Source organism: Nesterenkonia sandarakina (assembly GCF_003003175.1).
Taxonomy (GTDB): domain Bacteria; phylum Actinomycetota; class Actinomycetes; order Actinomycetales; family Micrococcaceae; genus Nesterenkonia; species Nesterenkonia sandarakina_A.
This window is the reverse complement of sequence record NZ_PVTY01000002.1, coordinates 170,109-185,050: the sequence shown is the minus strand read 5'-3', so window position 1 is coordinate 185,050 and position 14,942 is coordinate 170,109. Positions and strand designations below refer to the sequence as shown.

Below are 14,942 nucleotides of genomic sequence, written 5' to 3'. Positions count from 1 at the left end.
CGTGTTGGTCTGGGATGACGTGTTCCCGCAGGTCACCTCGGCCCACCGGTTTCCCTGTCTGTAGCACGCCGTTCACATGACCCTGCTTGGATTCGAGGTGGACCCGGTCGGCAGCGGTGTTCGCGCCGTCGCGCTCTGGTCCGCAGATCCAGCACCGACGTGACCATCGGTGAGCGCATGAGACGTTCACCATCAACGGAAGAGGATTCCGCCTTGATGAGCATCCCCCGCCAGACCGCCCCGCCGGGAAGACCCCGGCGACTCCCCCGCGCGCTCGCAGCCTTCGGACTCAGCGCCGCCCTGCTCGCCCCCGCCCCTGCCTTCGGCTCCACCGCGACACCCGCCCCTGAAGACGCCGAAAGCCCGGCCGGCGCCGACTGCGTCGTGATCAATGAGGCCTTCCCGAACGGCGGCAGCGGATCCGCCGCGCTCTCCCACCGCTTCGTGGAGCTGCTGAACACCTGCGAGGCGGCCGTGGACCTCAGCGAGTGGTCGCTGCAGTACCGCGCCAGGACGACGACGGGCGCGCCCAGCTCGACCATCGAGCTGGGCGGCGAGATCGCACCTGGTGGGCACTACCTGATCCAGGGCGGCGGCAACAACGGCGACGGCGCCGCACTGCCCACCCCGGATGCCCAGACCGGCGCCGCGATCGGCGCCGCGGCCGGAGGCACCTATGTCCTCGCCTCGACCTCGGAGACGCTGGCCGATCTCCCGCTGGACTCGGTGGTGGACCATGACCAGGTCGTCGACCTGCTGGGATTCGGCACCACCAACACCTTCGAGACGGCACCGGCCACCGCCGCCACGAACACCACCTCGATCACCCGGACCGACGGGGTGGACAGCGAGGACAACTCGGCAGACTTCACCCGCGCCGAGCCCTCCCCGACCAATGCCGCCGGGGACACCGTCGGCGAGCCGAGCGAGCCCGAGCCGACGGAGCCCGAGCCGACCGAGCCGAGCGAGCCGACCGAGCCGAGCGAGCCGACCGAGCCGACCGAGCCGACCGAACCAGAACCCACTGATCCCGAGCCCACGGACCCTGAACCGACAGACCCGGAGCCCACTGATCCAGAACCGACAGACCCAGAGCCGTCCGAGCCCGCGACCCCGGTCGAGCCCCGCGATCTGGAGATCGCGGACATCAATGCGGCGCTGGACTCCGCGGGCGGCGACCTCCCGGTGACCACCCGTGGCGTGGTGACCGCCGTCTACCCGGCCGAGCAGAGCTTCAACGGCTTCTACCTCCAGACCGCCGGCTCCGGCGGCGACGTCGACCTGGACAGCCACGAGACCTCGGACGCGATCTTCGTCTACTCCCCCACCGCGGTCTCCGAGGACCTGGTGCAGATCGGCGACTTCGTGGAGATCACCGGCGACGCCACCGTCTACTTCGACAACCCGCAGATCGCGCTCTACCCGGAGTCCACCCAGACCCCGCATCACGAGCTGGCGCTGATCGAGGACGAGCCGTTCGAAGCGATCAAGCCGGCGTCCATCGAGGTCCCCGAGGATGCGCAGCAGCGTGAGTCGCTGCTGGGCATGCTGCTCGACCCGCAGGGCACCTACACGGTGACCGACCACTACACCCTGAACCAGTACGGGGAGATCGGCATCGTGCTCGGCGAGGAGCCGCTGGTGAACCCCACCTCGGCGTTCCGACCCGGCCCGGAGGCCGAGGCGCTGGCCGCGGAGAACGCGGAGCGGGTCATCTACCTCGATGACGCGGCGTCGACCTCGTGGCAGTCCTGGAGCTCCGATCGCGCGCTGCCGCTGCCGTACCTGACCATCGAGGACCCGATCCGGGTCGGCGCCGAGGTGCTCTGGCAGACCGATGTGATCATGGACTACCGCTTCGAGGAATGGCGGCTGCAGCCGCTCTCGAAGCTGACTCCCGAGGCCGCCGAGCAGGTCCAGCCCGCCAGCTTCGAGAACACCCGGGAGGGCAATGAGTCCCCGGCCGAGCGTGAGGGCGATGTGCGTATCGCCGGCTTCAACGTGCTCAACTACTTCATCTCACTCGGCGAGGACGAGCCGGGCTGCGAGTTCTACACCGACATCGACGGCGAGCCCACCACGAATGACTACTGCGACGCCCGCGGCGCCTACAGCCAGGCGAGCTTCGACCGTCAGGAGTCCAAGATCGTCGCGGCGATCTCCGGGCTGGACGCCGACGTCGTCGCGCTCCAGGAGATCGAGAACACCCGGCACTTCTTCGCCGACGGCGGCCGGGATCACGCCCTGGCCGCGCTGGTCGAGGCGCTGAACGACGCCGAGGGCAGCGCAGGCACCTGGGACTATGTGGAGTCCCCGGAGCAGGTGCCCGCCGCGGAGGACGTGATCCGCAACGGATTCATCTACCGCACCGACCGTGTGGCGCCCGAGGGCGAGTCCCGGATCCTGTTCGAGGGCGGCGTCACCGACCTGGACCAGGAGACCCTCGGGGAGCTCGATCTGGACGCGATCTTCTCCAACGCCCGCGAGCCGCTGGCCCAGGAGTTCACCGCGCTGGACAGCGGGGCCCAGAACGGTGGCACCCAGGACGACGCGAGCTTCCTGGCGATCGTCAACCACTTCAAGTCCAAGGGCGGCAGCGGCAGCGGGGACAACGCCGACACCACCGGGCAGGGTTCCTTCAACGGGGACCGGGTCCGTCAGGCCGAGGCGCTGGTGGCCTTCGCCGAGGCGCTCGAGCGCGACGCCGAGACCGAGAAGGTCTTCCTGATGGGCGACTTCAACTCCTACGAGATGGAGGACCCGCTGCAGGTCATCGCCGAGGCCGGGTACGCGAACCTCTCGGCCGAGACCGGCGCGTACAGCTACATGTTCGACGGCGCGGTGGGATCCCTGGATCACCTCTTCGCCTCCGAGGCCGCCGCGGCCGACGTCGCCCAGACCGAGATCTGGAACATCAACGCCGTGGAGCCGCTCGCTCTGGAGTACAGCCGGTACAACTCGGTGGGCACCCTGCTGCACACCCCGGACCAGTGGCGCTCCTCCGACCATGATCCGATCCTCGCTGACCTGACGCTCTCCGGATCTGCGGCGCCTGGCGACGGGGACGAAGGTGACGGGGACGGCGAGGGTGACGGAGGCAGCGGCGAGACTCCCGAGCATCAGGCCTGGGACTCAGGCGCGGTCTACACCGGCGGTGACACCGTGAGCTACGAAGGCGGCGTCTACCGGGCGCTCTGGTACACGCAGAACCAGGTCCCCGGGGCTTCGCCGTGGAGCGCCTGGTCACAGGTCGGCACGCCGACCGCGTGCGGCGATGAGACGCTGCCGCAGTGGGCCCCGAGCTCACAGTTCGACGGCGGCGAGACCATCGTGCACGAAGGAGTCAGCTACACCGCGAAGTGGTACACCCGGAATCAGGAGCCCGGAGACCGCTACGGCCCCTGGGAGCAGTCCGGCAGCTGCTGAGCCGACCGGCCCCCGACCACGCAAAAAATCGTAGGGCTGTTGGGATGTCGTAGGGCTTAAGCTCTACGACATCCCACAGCCCTACGATTTTTTGACGCGGGGAGGGGTGCTTCAGCGGGTCTGCTGGCCCATCGGGGAGACGATCGCGTCCACGCGCTGGAAGGACTTCAGGTCCACGTAGCCGGTGGAGGCCATCGCGTGGCGCAGGCCGCCCATCAGGTTCGAGGAGCCGTCGGTGTGGTGGGCGGGGCCCCAGAGGACCTCCTGCAGCGGCGCCACGGTCCCGACCCGGGTGCGGTGTCCGCGGGGGAAGTCCGGGTGCACCGCCTCGAGGCCCCAGTGCCAGCCCTGGCCGGGCGCCTCTTCGGCGCGGGCAAGCGTGGTCCCGAGCATCACGGCGTCGGCGCCCATCGCCAGCGCCTTGACCAGGTCCCCGGAGGAGCCCATGCCGCCGTCGGCGATGACGTGGACGTAGCGGCCACCGGATTCGTCCAGGTAGTCCCGGCGGGCGGCGGCGATGTCGCTGATCGCGGTCGCCATCGGCACCCGGATGCCCATTGCGCGGCGGGTGGTGGTGGCTGCGCCGCCTCCGAAGCCCACCAGCACGCCGGCGGCACCGGTGCGCATCAGGTGCAGCGCAGGCGTGTACCCGGCGGCCCCTCCGACGATGACCGGCACGTCGAGCTCGTAGATGAACTCCTTGAGGTTCAGCGGGTCACCCGTCTCGGCGACGTGCTCGGCCGAGACGGTGGTGCCGCGGATCACGAACATGTCCACACCGGCCTCGATGACCGTGCGGTAGAACTCCTGGGTGCGCTGCGGCGTCAGCGAGCCCGAGACGACGACGCCGGCCTCACGGATCTCGGCCAGTCGTGCGGTGATCAGCTCGGCCTTGATCGGCTCGGAGTAGAGCTGCTGCAGCCGGCGGGTGTTGTCCGCGGAGACCTCGTCGGCACCCAGCGCTGCGATCTCTGCGAGCACCGGCTCCGGGTCCTCGTAGCGGGTCCAGAGACCCTCGAGGTTCAGGACCCCGAGACCGCCCTGCCGGCCCAGCTCGATGGCGGTGGCCGGGGACATGACCGAGTCCATCGGCGCCCCGATCACGGGCATGGAGAAGTTGTAGGCATCGATGCGCCAGTCCAGACTCACGTCTGCGGGGCTGCGAGTGCGTCGGTTCGGGACGATGGCGACATCGTCCAGAGCCCAGGCCCGGCGGCCGTTCTTGGCCAGGCCGATGGGGATCTCGTTGCTCAAAACTGCTCCTTTACTAGCGCCGGTAGTTCGGCGCTTCCACCGTCATCATGATGTCATGCGGGTGCGATTCCTTGAGTCCGGCAGAGGTGATCCGCACGAACTTGCCCTTGTACTTCAACTCGTCGATGGTGTGCGCGCCCACGTAGAACATGGTCTGCCGCAGACCGCCGGTGAGCTGGTGGAACACCACCTCGAGCGGGCCGCGGTAGGGCACCTGGCCCTCGATGCCCTCAGGGATGAGCTTCTCATCGGTGGGCACGTCCGCCTGGAAGTAGCGGTCCTTGGAGAAGGAGGTGTTCTTCCCGCGGGTCTGCATCGCACCCATGGAGCCCATGCCGCGGTAGGCCTTGAACTGTTTGCCGTTGTAGAAGACCAGGTCCCCGGGGGACTCGGCGGAGCCTGCCAGCAGCGATCCCAGCATCACCGAGTCGGCACCGGCGACCAGCGCCTTGCCGATGTCACCGGAGTGCTGCAGACCGCCGTCGGCGATCACCGGGACTCCGGCCGGGATGGCCGCCTTGGAGGCTTCGTAGATGGCGGTGACCTGGGGCACTCCGACGCCCGCGACGATGCGCGTGGTGCAGATGGAGCCCGGTCCGACGCCGACCTTGACCGCGTCGGCTCCGGCGTCGATGATCGCCTGGGCCGCCTCGCGGGTGGCGGCCTGGCCACCGATGACGTCCACTCCGGCCGCGGCCGGTTCGGCCTTGAGCCGGGCGATCATGTCCAGCACGCCGCGGGTGTGGCCGTTGGCGGTGTCCACCACCAGAGCGTCGACCCCGGCGTCGATCAGCGTCATGGCGCGCTCGAAGCCCTCGCCGAAGAAGCCCACGGCGGCGCCGACGCGCAGCCGGCCCTCCTCGTCCTTGGTGGCCTGCGGGTAGCGGTCGGCCTTGTCGAAGTCCTTGATGGTGATCAATCCCTGGAGCACGCCGTGGTCGTCGACCAGCGGCAGCTTCTCCACGCGGTGCTCGGAGAAGATCCGCAGCACCTCCTCATTGGGGATCCCGACGTGGGCGGTGATCAGCGGCTGCGGGGTCATCTTCTCGTAGACCTTGGTGGTCAGGTACTGCTCGCGCGGGATGAACCGGGTGTCGCGGTTGGTGATGATGCCCAGCAGCTTGGACTCGCCGTCGACCACGGGCAGGCCGGAGACTCGGTAGTGGGCGCAGAGCTCGTCGAGGTCGGCGATGGTCGCGTCCGGGGTGATCGTCACCGGATCGCTGATCATGCCCGATTCGGACCGCTTGACCTTGTCCACCTGGCGGGCCTGGTCCTCGATGGACAGATTCCGGTGCAGGATGCCGATCCCGCCCTGGCGGGCCATGGCGATGGCCATCGGCGCCTCGGTGACCGTGTCCATCGCGGCCGAGGCCACCGGGGACTGCAGCACGATGTTCCGGGAGAACCGGGTCGCGGTGTCTGCTTCGGAGGGGATGACGTCGGTCGCGCCGGGGAGCAGCAGGACGTCGTCGTAGGTCAGCCCGACGAAGCCGAAGGGATCATGCTCCGGAGCGCCGGCCGCGCTCGGCTGCTGATGAGTTTCAGTCACGGTGGTGCCTCTCGAGGTCAAAAGCGGTTGGCTCGGGGTCAAGTCTACGTCCCGTCCACGTCCGCCCGGAGCCAAAGCCTTAGCACTCTGCTTGACCGAGTGCTAAGGCCGTCTATAAAGTTTCGTCTAGCACTCGAGACCCTCGGGTGCCAGCTTGTCCGCGGGTCGTCAACCCACGGATATCAGCCTGACGGGGCACCATCCGGCACCGCGACGACGGTTGGCCACTCCCAAGGCGTGCGACAGATTTCGGCTCGTCGAGCACCCCGGACGCACCGGGACGCTCAGCACGGGCCTGTGCTGATAAACCGAATCCACACCACGCAAAGGAGAGTACTGACGTGTCAGTCTCCATCAAGCCTCTCGAGGATCGCATCGTTGTTCGCCCCCTGGAAGCAGAGCAGACCACCGCTTCCGGTCTGGTCATCCCCGACACCGCCAAGGAAAAGCCCCAGGAGGGCAAGGTCGTCGCCGTGGGCCCAGGTCGCTTCGACGAAAAGGGCAAGCGCATCCCGGTTGACGTCTCCGAGGGCGACGTCGTCATCTACTCCAAGTTCGGCGGCACCGAGGTCAAGGTCAGCGGCGAAGAGTACCTCGTGCTCAACGCCCGCGACGTCCTCGCCATCATCGAGAAGTAAGAACGGACCGCTGAAGGCTCTCCACGGACCTCATCACGATCCGATTCTCACCCTCTCAAAGGAGCAGTAACCCATGGCAAAGCAGCTTGAATTCAGTGATGCTGCACGCCGCGCTCTGGAAGCCGGCATCGATAAGCTTGCAGACACGGTCAAGGTCACGCTCGGCCCGAAAGGCCGCAATGTAGTCCTGGACAAGTCCTGGGGCGCACCGACCATCACCAACGACGGCGTCACCATCGCCCGTGAGGTGGAGGTCGAGGACCCCTATGAGAACCTTGGCGTGCAGCTGGCCAAGGAAGTCGCCACCAAGACCAACGACGTCGCAGGCGACGGCACCACCACCGCAACGGTCCTGGCCCAGGCCCTGGTCAAGGAAGGCCTGCGCAACGTCGCGGCCGGAGCGGCACCCAGCGAGATCAAGCGCGGCATCGAGACCTCGGTCGCCGCTGTGACCCGCCGACTGCGCGAGAACGCTCGCGACGTCGAGGGCCAGCAGGTCGCCAACGTGGCCGCGATCTCCGCGCAGAACGACGAGGTCGGTGAACTTCTGGCTCGTGCATTCGACGCTGTGGGCACCGACGGCGTGATCACCATCGAAGAGGGGTCCTCGACCTCCACCGAGCTGGAGATCACCGAGGGCATGCAGTTCGACAAGGGCTACCTGTCCCCGCACTTCGTCACCGACCCTGAGCGCCAGGAAGCGGTCCTCGAAGATCCGCTGATCCTGATCAACCAGGGCAAGATCTCCAACATGGCGGAGTTCCTGCCGGTGCTGGAGAAGGTCCTGCAGGCCAAGCGCCCGCTGTTCATCATCGCCGAGGACGTCGAGGGCGAAGCCCTCTCCACCCTGGTGGTCAACAAGCTGCGCGGCACGCTCAACGTGGTCGCGGTCAAGGCCCCCGGCTTCGGGGACCGCCGCAAGGCCATGCTCGAGGACATCGCCGTGCTCACCGGTGCACAGGTCATCTCCCCCGATCTGGGCCTCAAGCTGGATCAGGTCGATCTGGAATCACTGGGCACCGCACGTCGGGTGACCGTGACCAAGGACGCGACCACCATCGTCGACGGCGCCGGGTCCAAGGAAGATGTGGACGCCCGCGCGGCCACCATCAAGGCCCAGGCCGACGCGTCTGACTCCGAGTGGGATCGGGAGAAGCTCCAGGAGCGGCTCGCGAAGCTCTCCGGCGGCATCGGCGTCATCAAGGTCGGCGCTGCCACCGAGGTGGAGCTCAAGGAGCGCAAGCACCGCATCGAAGATGCTGTGTCCTCCACCCGTGCGGCTCTGGAAGAGGGCATCGTGGCCGGCGGCGGTACTGCGCTGATCAACGCCCTCTCCGTGCTGGACGAGGACGAGGACGTTCTGGCGCTCTCCGGAGATGCCGCAGCCGCTGTGGGCATCGTCCGCCGCGCGCTGGTCCAGCCGCTGCGCTGGATCGCTCAGAACGCCGGCGAGGACGGCTTCGTCGTCGCCTCCAAGGTCTCTGAGCTGGCACCGAACCACGGCTTCAACGCCAAGACCGGTGTCTACGGCGATCTGATCGCCGACGGCGTCATCGACCCGGTGAAGGTCACGCGCTCTGCTCTGCAGAACGCCGCCTCCATCGCGGCCCTGGTGCTGACCACCGAGACCCTCGTGGTCGAGAAGAAGGACGAGGACGACGATCACTGATCTCGTCTGACTCCTGACACACGTGGGGCCCTGACCGTTCTCGGTCAGGGCCCCACGTGCGTCTGCGTGCGGCAGCTGCAAAGACCGCCCCGGCGGCTACTCCAGCTGGGCGAGCTGCAGCACCAGCGGGAACGCCAGGAACGCGGCCACGTCGAGCAACAGGTGCGCGACCACCAGCGGCATCACTCGTCCGTAGCGGTGGTAGAGCCAGCCGAAGATGATCCCCATGAGCAGGTTCCCGATGCCCGGTCCGAAGCCCTGGTAGAGGTGATAGGCCCCGCGCAGAATGGCGGCCGCCAGGATGATCAGCCAGATGCTCGCCCGGGGCCAGATCCTGCGGGCCCGGTCGAAGAGGTACGCCACCATGATCACCTCTTCGAGCAGCGAATGCCGCAGCGCGGCGAGGATCAGCACCGGGGAGGTCCACCAGTGCTCTCCGACGTCGGCCGGGATGATCTCGGTGGTGATCCCCGCCGCCCGTCCGGCGCCGTAGACCACCAGGGTGCCCAGTCCGATGATCAGGAAGAGCCCGACGCCGAGGCTCAGGTCCCGCACGGGCCGGCGCAGGTCCAGCCCGAAGCGTCTGAACGGGTTCATCCCGTGCAGGAAGAACAGATAGAAGACCAGCGCCACCGGGAAGAGCGCGAACAGCGAGTCCAGCACCTGATAGCTGAGATCGAAGAACTCCGCGCGGGACCGGGAGGTCTGCACGGTGGCGCTCTGCTCGGCCAGCGGCGCCAGGCTCAGCCGTTCGGCCAGCTGCAGCACCGCATAGACGGCGGAGCGGCCCAGCGAGAGCCCGAGCACGATCGCAAGCTCCCAGCCCAGGAAGCGCCGGGTCATCGGCCGCAGCGAACCTCCCGAGACCGCAGGCTCGACAACGGACCCGGCGGCGCCGGCTGGATGTGGACCGGAGACCTCCGGCGTCGTTGGCTTCACGCTCAAGAGTCTAGGTCTGCAGTGAGCCGGTGCGTGTGGTCAGATGGAAGCTATGACTGAGACCTATACCCTGCTCACCGTCTGCACCGGCAATATCTGCCGCTCCCCCGCCATGGATCGTCTGCTGGCGCACGTCTTTGCGTCCCAGGACGACGTCGCGGTGCGCTCGGCCGGCACGCATGCTCATGTCGGAGATGACATGGAGGTCCAGGTGAAGGATCGGCTGGCCGAGTACGGCGCCGACACCGCTGACTTTGTGGCCGAACAGCTGGCGCCGGAGATGATCCGCAGCTCTGATCTCGTGCTGACCGCCACCCGGGGACACGTGCGCGACATCCTCACCGATGTGCCCGAGAGCGCAGAGAAGGTCTTCACGCTGCGCGAGTTCGCCCGGCTGCTGGAATCCCTCGACGGGGTCGCCCTGACTCAGGCCCTGACATCCGCCGAGACCACGCCGGAGAAGCTCGCAGCCCTGGTGCCGCTGGTCGCCGCGCAGCGGGACCACGCGCCGTCGCCCACCGCCTCCGATGATGTGGTGGACCCGTACATGATGCCTGATGAGGTCTTCGATGAGTCCTTCGCCCAGGTCCGCGGACCGATCGAAGCGCTGCGCGACACCCTGCAGCGCTGACCGCCAGCTCGAACAGCGCCGCTCAGAGCCGCAGCACGGACTCCGCGGCACGCACAGTGGGCCCGCGATAGCTGGACCCGAACAGCAGCCAGTGCACGGCGAGGCAGAAGAGCTGGTGCAGCGGGATCCGCTCCTGCCAGCCTGCGCGCAGCGGGTGTTCCTGCTGATAGCCGCTGATCACCGCGTCGAGCTGCGGCAGTCCGAAGAGGTGCAGCAGCGCGAGGTCGGTCTCGCGGTGCCCGGCATGGGCCGCCGGGTCGATGAGCACCCCCTGCACCTCCCCCGCCTCGGTGGGGGTCCAGAGCACATTGCCCGCCCAGAGGTCTCCGTGGATCAGCGCGGGGGGCTCCGCGTCGTCGAGCGCTCCGGAGCCGATCCGGTCTCGCGCCGCCCGAAGCAGCTTCGCGTCCGCTGCCGCGAGGCTCGGCTCCAGGGCCTGCAGCACCGGGTCCAGGCGTTCTGCGGCGGTGAAGGCGCCCCAGGAGCTGTGCACCTGAGTCCCGAGTGCCAGCGGCTGCTCGGCGGGCCCGAAGTACGCGGGAGTCGCGGCCGGGTGCTCCGGGGGCAGCGTGCCGAAGCCGAGCTCTTCCCGCGCGGCAGCCCGCTCGGGGCGCGTCTCGTCCGGACCCGTCTCGTCCGGGCCAGTTTCGTCCGGGCCAGTCTCGTCCAGGGATGGCGCGTGGCGGTCCAGCCAGGCGTGGGTGCGGGCCAGCGCGGCACCGAAGCGCCGCCCCGCGGCAGCGTCCGGGTTCGTGGAGCCAAGCTCTTCCAGGACCAGCTGACCGAGGTCTGACTCGGTCCCCGGCGTCGACGCGCGCACCCGCACCACCGGCGCCCCACCGTCCTCGGCGGCCTGGGTGAGCCAGCGCAGTCCGGCGGCCTCGACCATGGTGGCCTGCGGATGATCGGCAGGAGCGTGCTTGATGAAAGCCATGTGTCACACCCTAGTCAGGACTAGACTCAACCGAGTGAGTGAATCAACCGAGAACCCCGCCGTTGACGCTTCCGAGGCTGTCCCGTCCCACGCGCTGCGCGGGGAGTACGTGCAGCTGGTGGAGGAGGTGCGCAAGCATCGGATCGCCTACTACCAGGACAACGATCCGATCATCTCCGACGCCGAGTTCGACGTCCTCTTCGAACGTCTCGAGCAGATCGAGGCCGAGCATCCCGAGATCGTCGCCGTGGACTCCCCCACCCAGGAGGTCGGCGGCGAGGTGGCCGAGGCCTTCTCCCCGGTGCAGCATCTGCAGCGGCTCTACTCCCTCGAAGACGTCTTCACCCCGTCCGAGCTGCGCACCTGGTATGACCGGGCAAGCGCCTCGTTGGCCGGCCAACGTCCCGAGGAGACCGTGAAGTGGCTGGTCGAGGTCAAGATCGACGGCCTCGCGATCAACCTGCTCTACCGCGAGGGCAAGCTGGTCCGCGCCGCCACCCGCGGCGACGGCACCACCGGGGAGGACGTCACCCACAACGTGCTCACCATCGAGGACATCCCCGCCGAGCTCGCCGGAACCGACCACCCGGAGGAGCTCGAGGTCCGCGGGGAGATCTTCATGCCCACCGCGGAGTTCCACGCCTTCAACGCCCGGCTGACCGAGGCCGGCAAGGCCCCGCTGGCGAACCCGCGCAACGCCGCGGCCGGATCGCTGCGGCAGAAGGACCCGAAGAAGACCGCAGAGCGGCCGCTGTCGATGTTCGTCCACGGCATCGGCGCGCGCACCGGGTTCGAACCCGGCAGCCAGCACGCCGCCTATGACCAGCTCGCCGCATGGGGGCTGCCGGTCAGCCCCTACACCGCGCTGCTCGAGGACTACGCCCAGATCGAGGCCTACCTCGACGAGCACGAGGCCAAGCGGCACTCGTTGGTCCATGAGATCGACGGAGTGGTCATCAAGGTCGACGACTTCGCCCAGCAGCGCGGACTCGGACACACCTCCCGGGTGCCGCGCTGGGCCGCGGCGTATAAGTACCCGCCCGAGGAGGTGCACACCCGGCTGCTCAACATCATGGTCCACGTCGGGCGCACTGGCCGGGTCACCCCCTTCGCTGTGCTGGAGCCCAAGAAGGTCGCCGGCTCGGTGGTCTCCCGCGCCACCCTGCACAACCGTGACGTGGTCAAGGCCAAGGGCGTGCTGATCGGCGACGACGTGATCGTGCGCAAGGCCGGCGACGTGATCCCCGAGGTGGTCGGACCGGTGCTGCCGTCCCGGAAGGGTCGGGAGCACGAGCTGGTCGAGTTCAGCTTCCCCACCCACTGCCCGATCTGCGGCACCGAGCTGGCCCCCGCCAAGGAGGGCGACGTCGACTACCGGTGCCCCAACGCGGAGAGCTGCCCCGCCCAGGTCAGCGAACGAGTCATCCACATCGGTTCGCGCGGCGCCCTGGACATCGAGGCCCTCGGCGAGGAGGCCGGTCTGGCGCTGACCAACCCGGACCTGCGCCGCCCCGTCCCGGAGCTGATCGACTGGGAGGAGACTCGCGCCTCGGGCATCAGCCTGGAGCTCGACGACGACGGCGCGCCCGTGCCCCAGGAGCCGGTGCTCCACGGCGAGGCCGGACTCTTCGACCTGCGGGTCGAGGATCTCAAGGACGTCTACGTCTGGCGAGAGACCCGGCGCAAGAACGAGGAGACCGGTCAGCGCGAGTCCACTGGGAAGTGGGCGCCGTCGCGGTACTTCTTCACCAAGGCCCAGCTCGCCAAGGACGGAACGGTGAAGAAGGCCTCCGAGCCCACTGCCAACACCGTCCAGCTCTTTGCCGAGCTCGAGAAGGCCAAGGCCCAGCCGCTGTGGCGGGTGCTGGTCGCGCTCTCGATCCGGCATGTGGGCCCCAGCGCATCCCGCGCGCTGGCCAACGCCTACGGCTCCATGGCCAAGATCCGCGCCGCCAGTGAGGAGGAGCTCGCCGGCATCGACGGGGTCGGCCCGAGGATGGCGACCACGCTGCGCGACTGGTTCAGCACCGACTGGCACTGCCAGATCGTGGATCGCTGGACCGCGGCCGGGGTCCGGATGGTCGATGAGATCGACGAGTCCGCGCCACGCACACTGGAGGGACTCAGCGTGGTCGTCACCGGGTCCCTGGAGGGCTACTCCCGCGATGAGTCCAAGGAAGCGATCATCACCCGCGGCGGACGGGCCGCGGGATCGGTCTCGAAGAAGACCGACTACGTGGTGGCCGGCGCCAACGCCGGCACCAAGCTCGAGAAGGCCGAGGCGCTGGGCGTCCCGGTCCTCGACGAAGAAGCGTTCACTGTACTGCTGAACAAGGGTCCCGACGGATTGGACGATGCATGACTTTGCCGAAGCCCGAGAACGCGAATCCAGAAAGCGTGGACCCAGCGATCGTTGACCCACAGAAGCTGAGTCCGCAGAAGCTGCAGGACCTGCTGGAGATCGCCCACGAGGCCGCCGCCGCCGGCGCAGGCGTGCTGGCCGAGCGTGAGGACGTCTCCCCCTCAGGGCTGGTCCTGGGCCAGGAGCACTCCGGGGTGCAGACCAAGTCCTCCGCCTCGGACCTGGTCACCGACTTCGACCGGCGCGCCGAGCAGGCCGTGCGCGAGGTGATCAACCGGCGTCGCCCCTCCGACGAGGTCTCCGGGGAGGAGTACGGCACCACCACGCCCGCGGAGCCGAGCGGCTACCGCTGGTCGATCGACCCGCTCGACGGCACCACGAACTTCGTCCGCGGGATCGTCTACTACGGCACCTCGGTGGGCCTGCAGGGCCCCGACGGCAGCTGGCTCGCCGGCGTCGTCGTGGCTCCGGCACTCTCCCGGATCTGGTGGGCCAGCGCCGGAGCCGGCGCCTGGAGCACCCACGGCGACTCCGAGCCGACGCGGCTCAGCGGACCCACCGGCGGGCTCGACGCCGGGCTGCTCTCCACCGGCTTCGGCTACGACCCCGAGCGTCGCGCCGAACAGACCCGCGCGGTCACCGCGATGCTGCCCCACTTCGGCAACATGCGCCGACTCGGGGCCGCCGCGCTGGACATCTGCATGGTGGCCGACGGCACCCAGAACGCCTACGCCGAGTACGGCATCTGGGAGCACGACTGGGCCGCCGGAGCGCTGATCGCGGAAGAAGCCGGCGTCTTCGTGCGCCGCCCCATCGCGGCAGACAGCAGCCAGACCCCGGACTGGACCGTGATCGGGGACATCGGCATCGACCCCAGCGAGCTCTCGCCAGCTCCGCTGACCCGCTGAGCGCTGTGGACCGCAGCCCTGCCCCACGCAGCCGTGCCCCACGCAGCCAGGCGCCGATGCGGATCCGTCCCGCCACCGAGACCGACTGGGATCGGATCGCGGAGCTGACCGTGGCGGCCTACGTCGACGGCGGCTTCCTCACGGCCGGGGACTCCTATGTCGCGCATCTGAGCGACGTCGGGACCCGCGCGCGAGGCTCCCAGCTGCTCGTCGCCGAGGTCTTCACCGACGACGGCGCCGCGGTCGCCGCCTCGGTGGCGGTCACCGACGCCGGTGGACCGATGGCCGAGGTGGCCCGCGCCGGTGAGATGGAGTTTCGGATGCTCGCCGTGGCGCCGGAGCACCAGGGCCGCGGCATCGCCCGGGCAATGGTGCGCCACATCATCGAGGTGGCCGAGTCACGGGCGGAGATCCACGCACTGACGCTGTGCAGCCTGACCTCGATGACCACGGCGCATGCGCTCTACCGCTCGGAGGGCTTCCGCGCGATGCCCGAGCGGGACTTCTTCCTGCCCGAGAAGTCGGCGCGGTTCCCGTTCTTCCTGCGCGAGGTCTGACACCTCCCAGCGCACCCCCTCGGGACCGTCGCCGGGACCCCGTGCCGATGCTGCGACCCGGTGCAGTGCACG

11 protein-coding genes are annotated in these 14,942 nt (G+C 68.7%); 7 read left to right on the top strand and 4 right to left on the bottom strand.

The annotated features are described in order from the left end of the window. Positions 1–216: 216 nt before the first annotated feature. Entirely contained in the window at positions 217–3,426 is a 3,210-nt protein-coding gene (locus BCL67_RS02415; RefSeq protein WP_106121868.1) for an ExeM/NucH family extracellular endonuclease, read from the top strand. A gap of 111 nt (positions 3,427–3,537) precedes the next feature. Here BCL67_RS02415 and BCL67_RS02410 read toward each other — a convergent pair whose 3' ends face one another. After that, on the bottom strand, positions 3,538–4,680 hold the full coding sequence (locus BCL67_RS02410; RefSeq protein ID WP_106121867.1) for a GuaB3 family IMP dehydrogenase-related protein: 1,143 nt from the start codon (positions 4,678–4,680) through the stop codon (positions 3,538–3,540). A gap of 13 nt (positions 4,681–4,693) precedes the next feature. Then, positions 4,694–6,232 (bottom strand): IMP dehydrogenase, encoded by a 1,539-nt coding sequence (guaB, locus tag BCL67_RS02405; protein ID WP_106121929.1) that lies wholly within the window; start codon positions 6,230–6,232, stop codon positions 4,694–4,696. Between the two features lie 341 nt (positions 6,233–6,573). Here guaB and groES point away from each other — a divergent pair, with 341 nt between their 5' ends. Next, positions 6,574–6,870, top strand: coding sequence for a co-chaperone GroES (gene groES, locus BCL67_RS02400; RefSeq protein WP_058887472.1), 297 nt, complete (start codon positions 6,574–6,576; stop codon positions 6,868–6,870). Positions 6,871–6,943: 73 nt separating this feature from the next. After that, a complete protein-coding gene (gene groL / locus BCL67_RS02395) occupies positions 6,944–8,539 on the top strand; it encodes a chaperonin GroEL (protein WP_106121866.1) in 1,596 nt (531 codons plus the stop codon). A 96-nt stretch (positions 8,540–8,635) separates the two neighbouring features. Here the strand turns inward: groL and BCL67_RS02390 are convergent, their stop codons facing one another. Then, positions 8,636–9,478, bottom strand: a complete 843-nt coding sequence (locus tag BCL67_RS02390; RefSeq protein WP_258174689.1) for a CPBP family intramembrane glutamic endopeptidase — start codon at positions 9,476–9,478, stop codon at positions 8,636–8,638. A 52-nt stretch (positions 9,479–9,530) separates the two neighbouring features. Here BCL67_RS02390 and BCL67_RS02385 point away from each other — a divergent pair, with 52 nt between their 5' ends. Continuing rightward, positions 9,531–10,109 (top strand): arsenate reductase/protein-tyrosine-phosphatase family protein, encoded by a 579-nt coding sequence (locus tag BCL67_RS02385; RefSeq protein ID WP_181255857.1) that lies wholly within the window; start codon positions 9,531–9,533, stop codon positions 10,107–10,109. A gap of 22 nt (positions 10,110–10,131) precedes the next feature. Here BCL67_RS02385 and BCL67_RS02380 read toward each other — a convergent pair whose 3' ends face one another. Then, positions 10,132–11,043, bottom strand: a complete 912-nt coding sequence (locus BCL67_RS02380; RefSeq protein WP_106121863.1) for a fructosamine kinase family protein — start codon at positions 11,041–11,043, stop codon at positions 10,132–10,134. On the opposite strand from BCL67_RS02380, the gene ligA reads away from it, so the two are divergent. From ligA to BCL67_RS02365, 3 genes are read left to right on the top strand one after another with little or no spacing between them, the layout of a single operon-like run. Continuing rightward, the gene (gene ligA, locus BCL67_RS02375) at positions 11,042–13,405 is read left to right on the top strand and encodes an NAD-dependent DNA ligase LigA (protein ID WP_106121862.1); all 2,364 of its coding nucleotides are present in this window, start codon (positions 11,042–11,044) and stop codon (positions 13,403–13,405) included. The genes BCL67_RS02380 and ligA overlap by 2 nt on opposite strands. Next, on the top strand, positions 13,402–14,313 hold the full coding sequence (locus BCL67_RS02370; RefSeq protein ID WP_106121861.1) for an inositol monophosphatase family protein: 912 nt from the start codon (positions 13,402–13,404) through the stop codon (positions 14,311–14,313). The genes ligA and BCL67_RS02370 overlap by 4 nt, the downstream gene beginning before the upstream one ends. Before the next feature lie 5 nt (positions 14,314–14,318). Beyond that, entirely contained in the window at positions 14,319–14,870 is a 552-nt protein-coding gene (locus BCL67_RS02365; RefSeq protein ID WP_219886348.1) for a GNAT family N-acetyltransferase, read from the top strand. Positions 14,871–14,942 lie beyond the last annotated feature (72 nt).

Coding starts and splice junctions, on each gene's coding strand:
- BCL67_RS02415 (WP_106121868.1), top strand. CDS start 217: ATGAGCATCCCCCGCCAGACCGCCCCGCCGGGAAGACCCCGGCGACTC.
- groL (WP_106121866.1), top strand. CDS start 6,944: ATGGCAAAGCAGCTTGAATTCAGTGATGCTGCACGCCGCGCTCTGGAA.
- BCL67_RS02385 (WP_181255857.1), top strand. CDS start 9,531: ATGACTGAGACCTATACCCTGCTCACCGTCTGCACCGGCAATATCTGC.
- ligA (WP_106121862.1), top strand. CDS start 11,042: ATGTGTCACACCCTAGTCAGGACTAGACTCAACCGAGTGAGTGAATCA.
- BCL67_RS02380 (WP_106121863.1), bottom strand. CDS start 11,043: ATGGCTTTCATCAAGCACGCTCCTGCCGATCATCCGCAGGCCACCATG.
- BCL67_RS02370 (WP_106121861.1), top strand. CDS start 13,402: ATGACTTTGCCGAAGCCCGAGAACGCGAATCCAGAAAGCGTGGACCCA.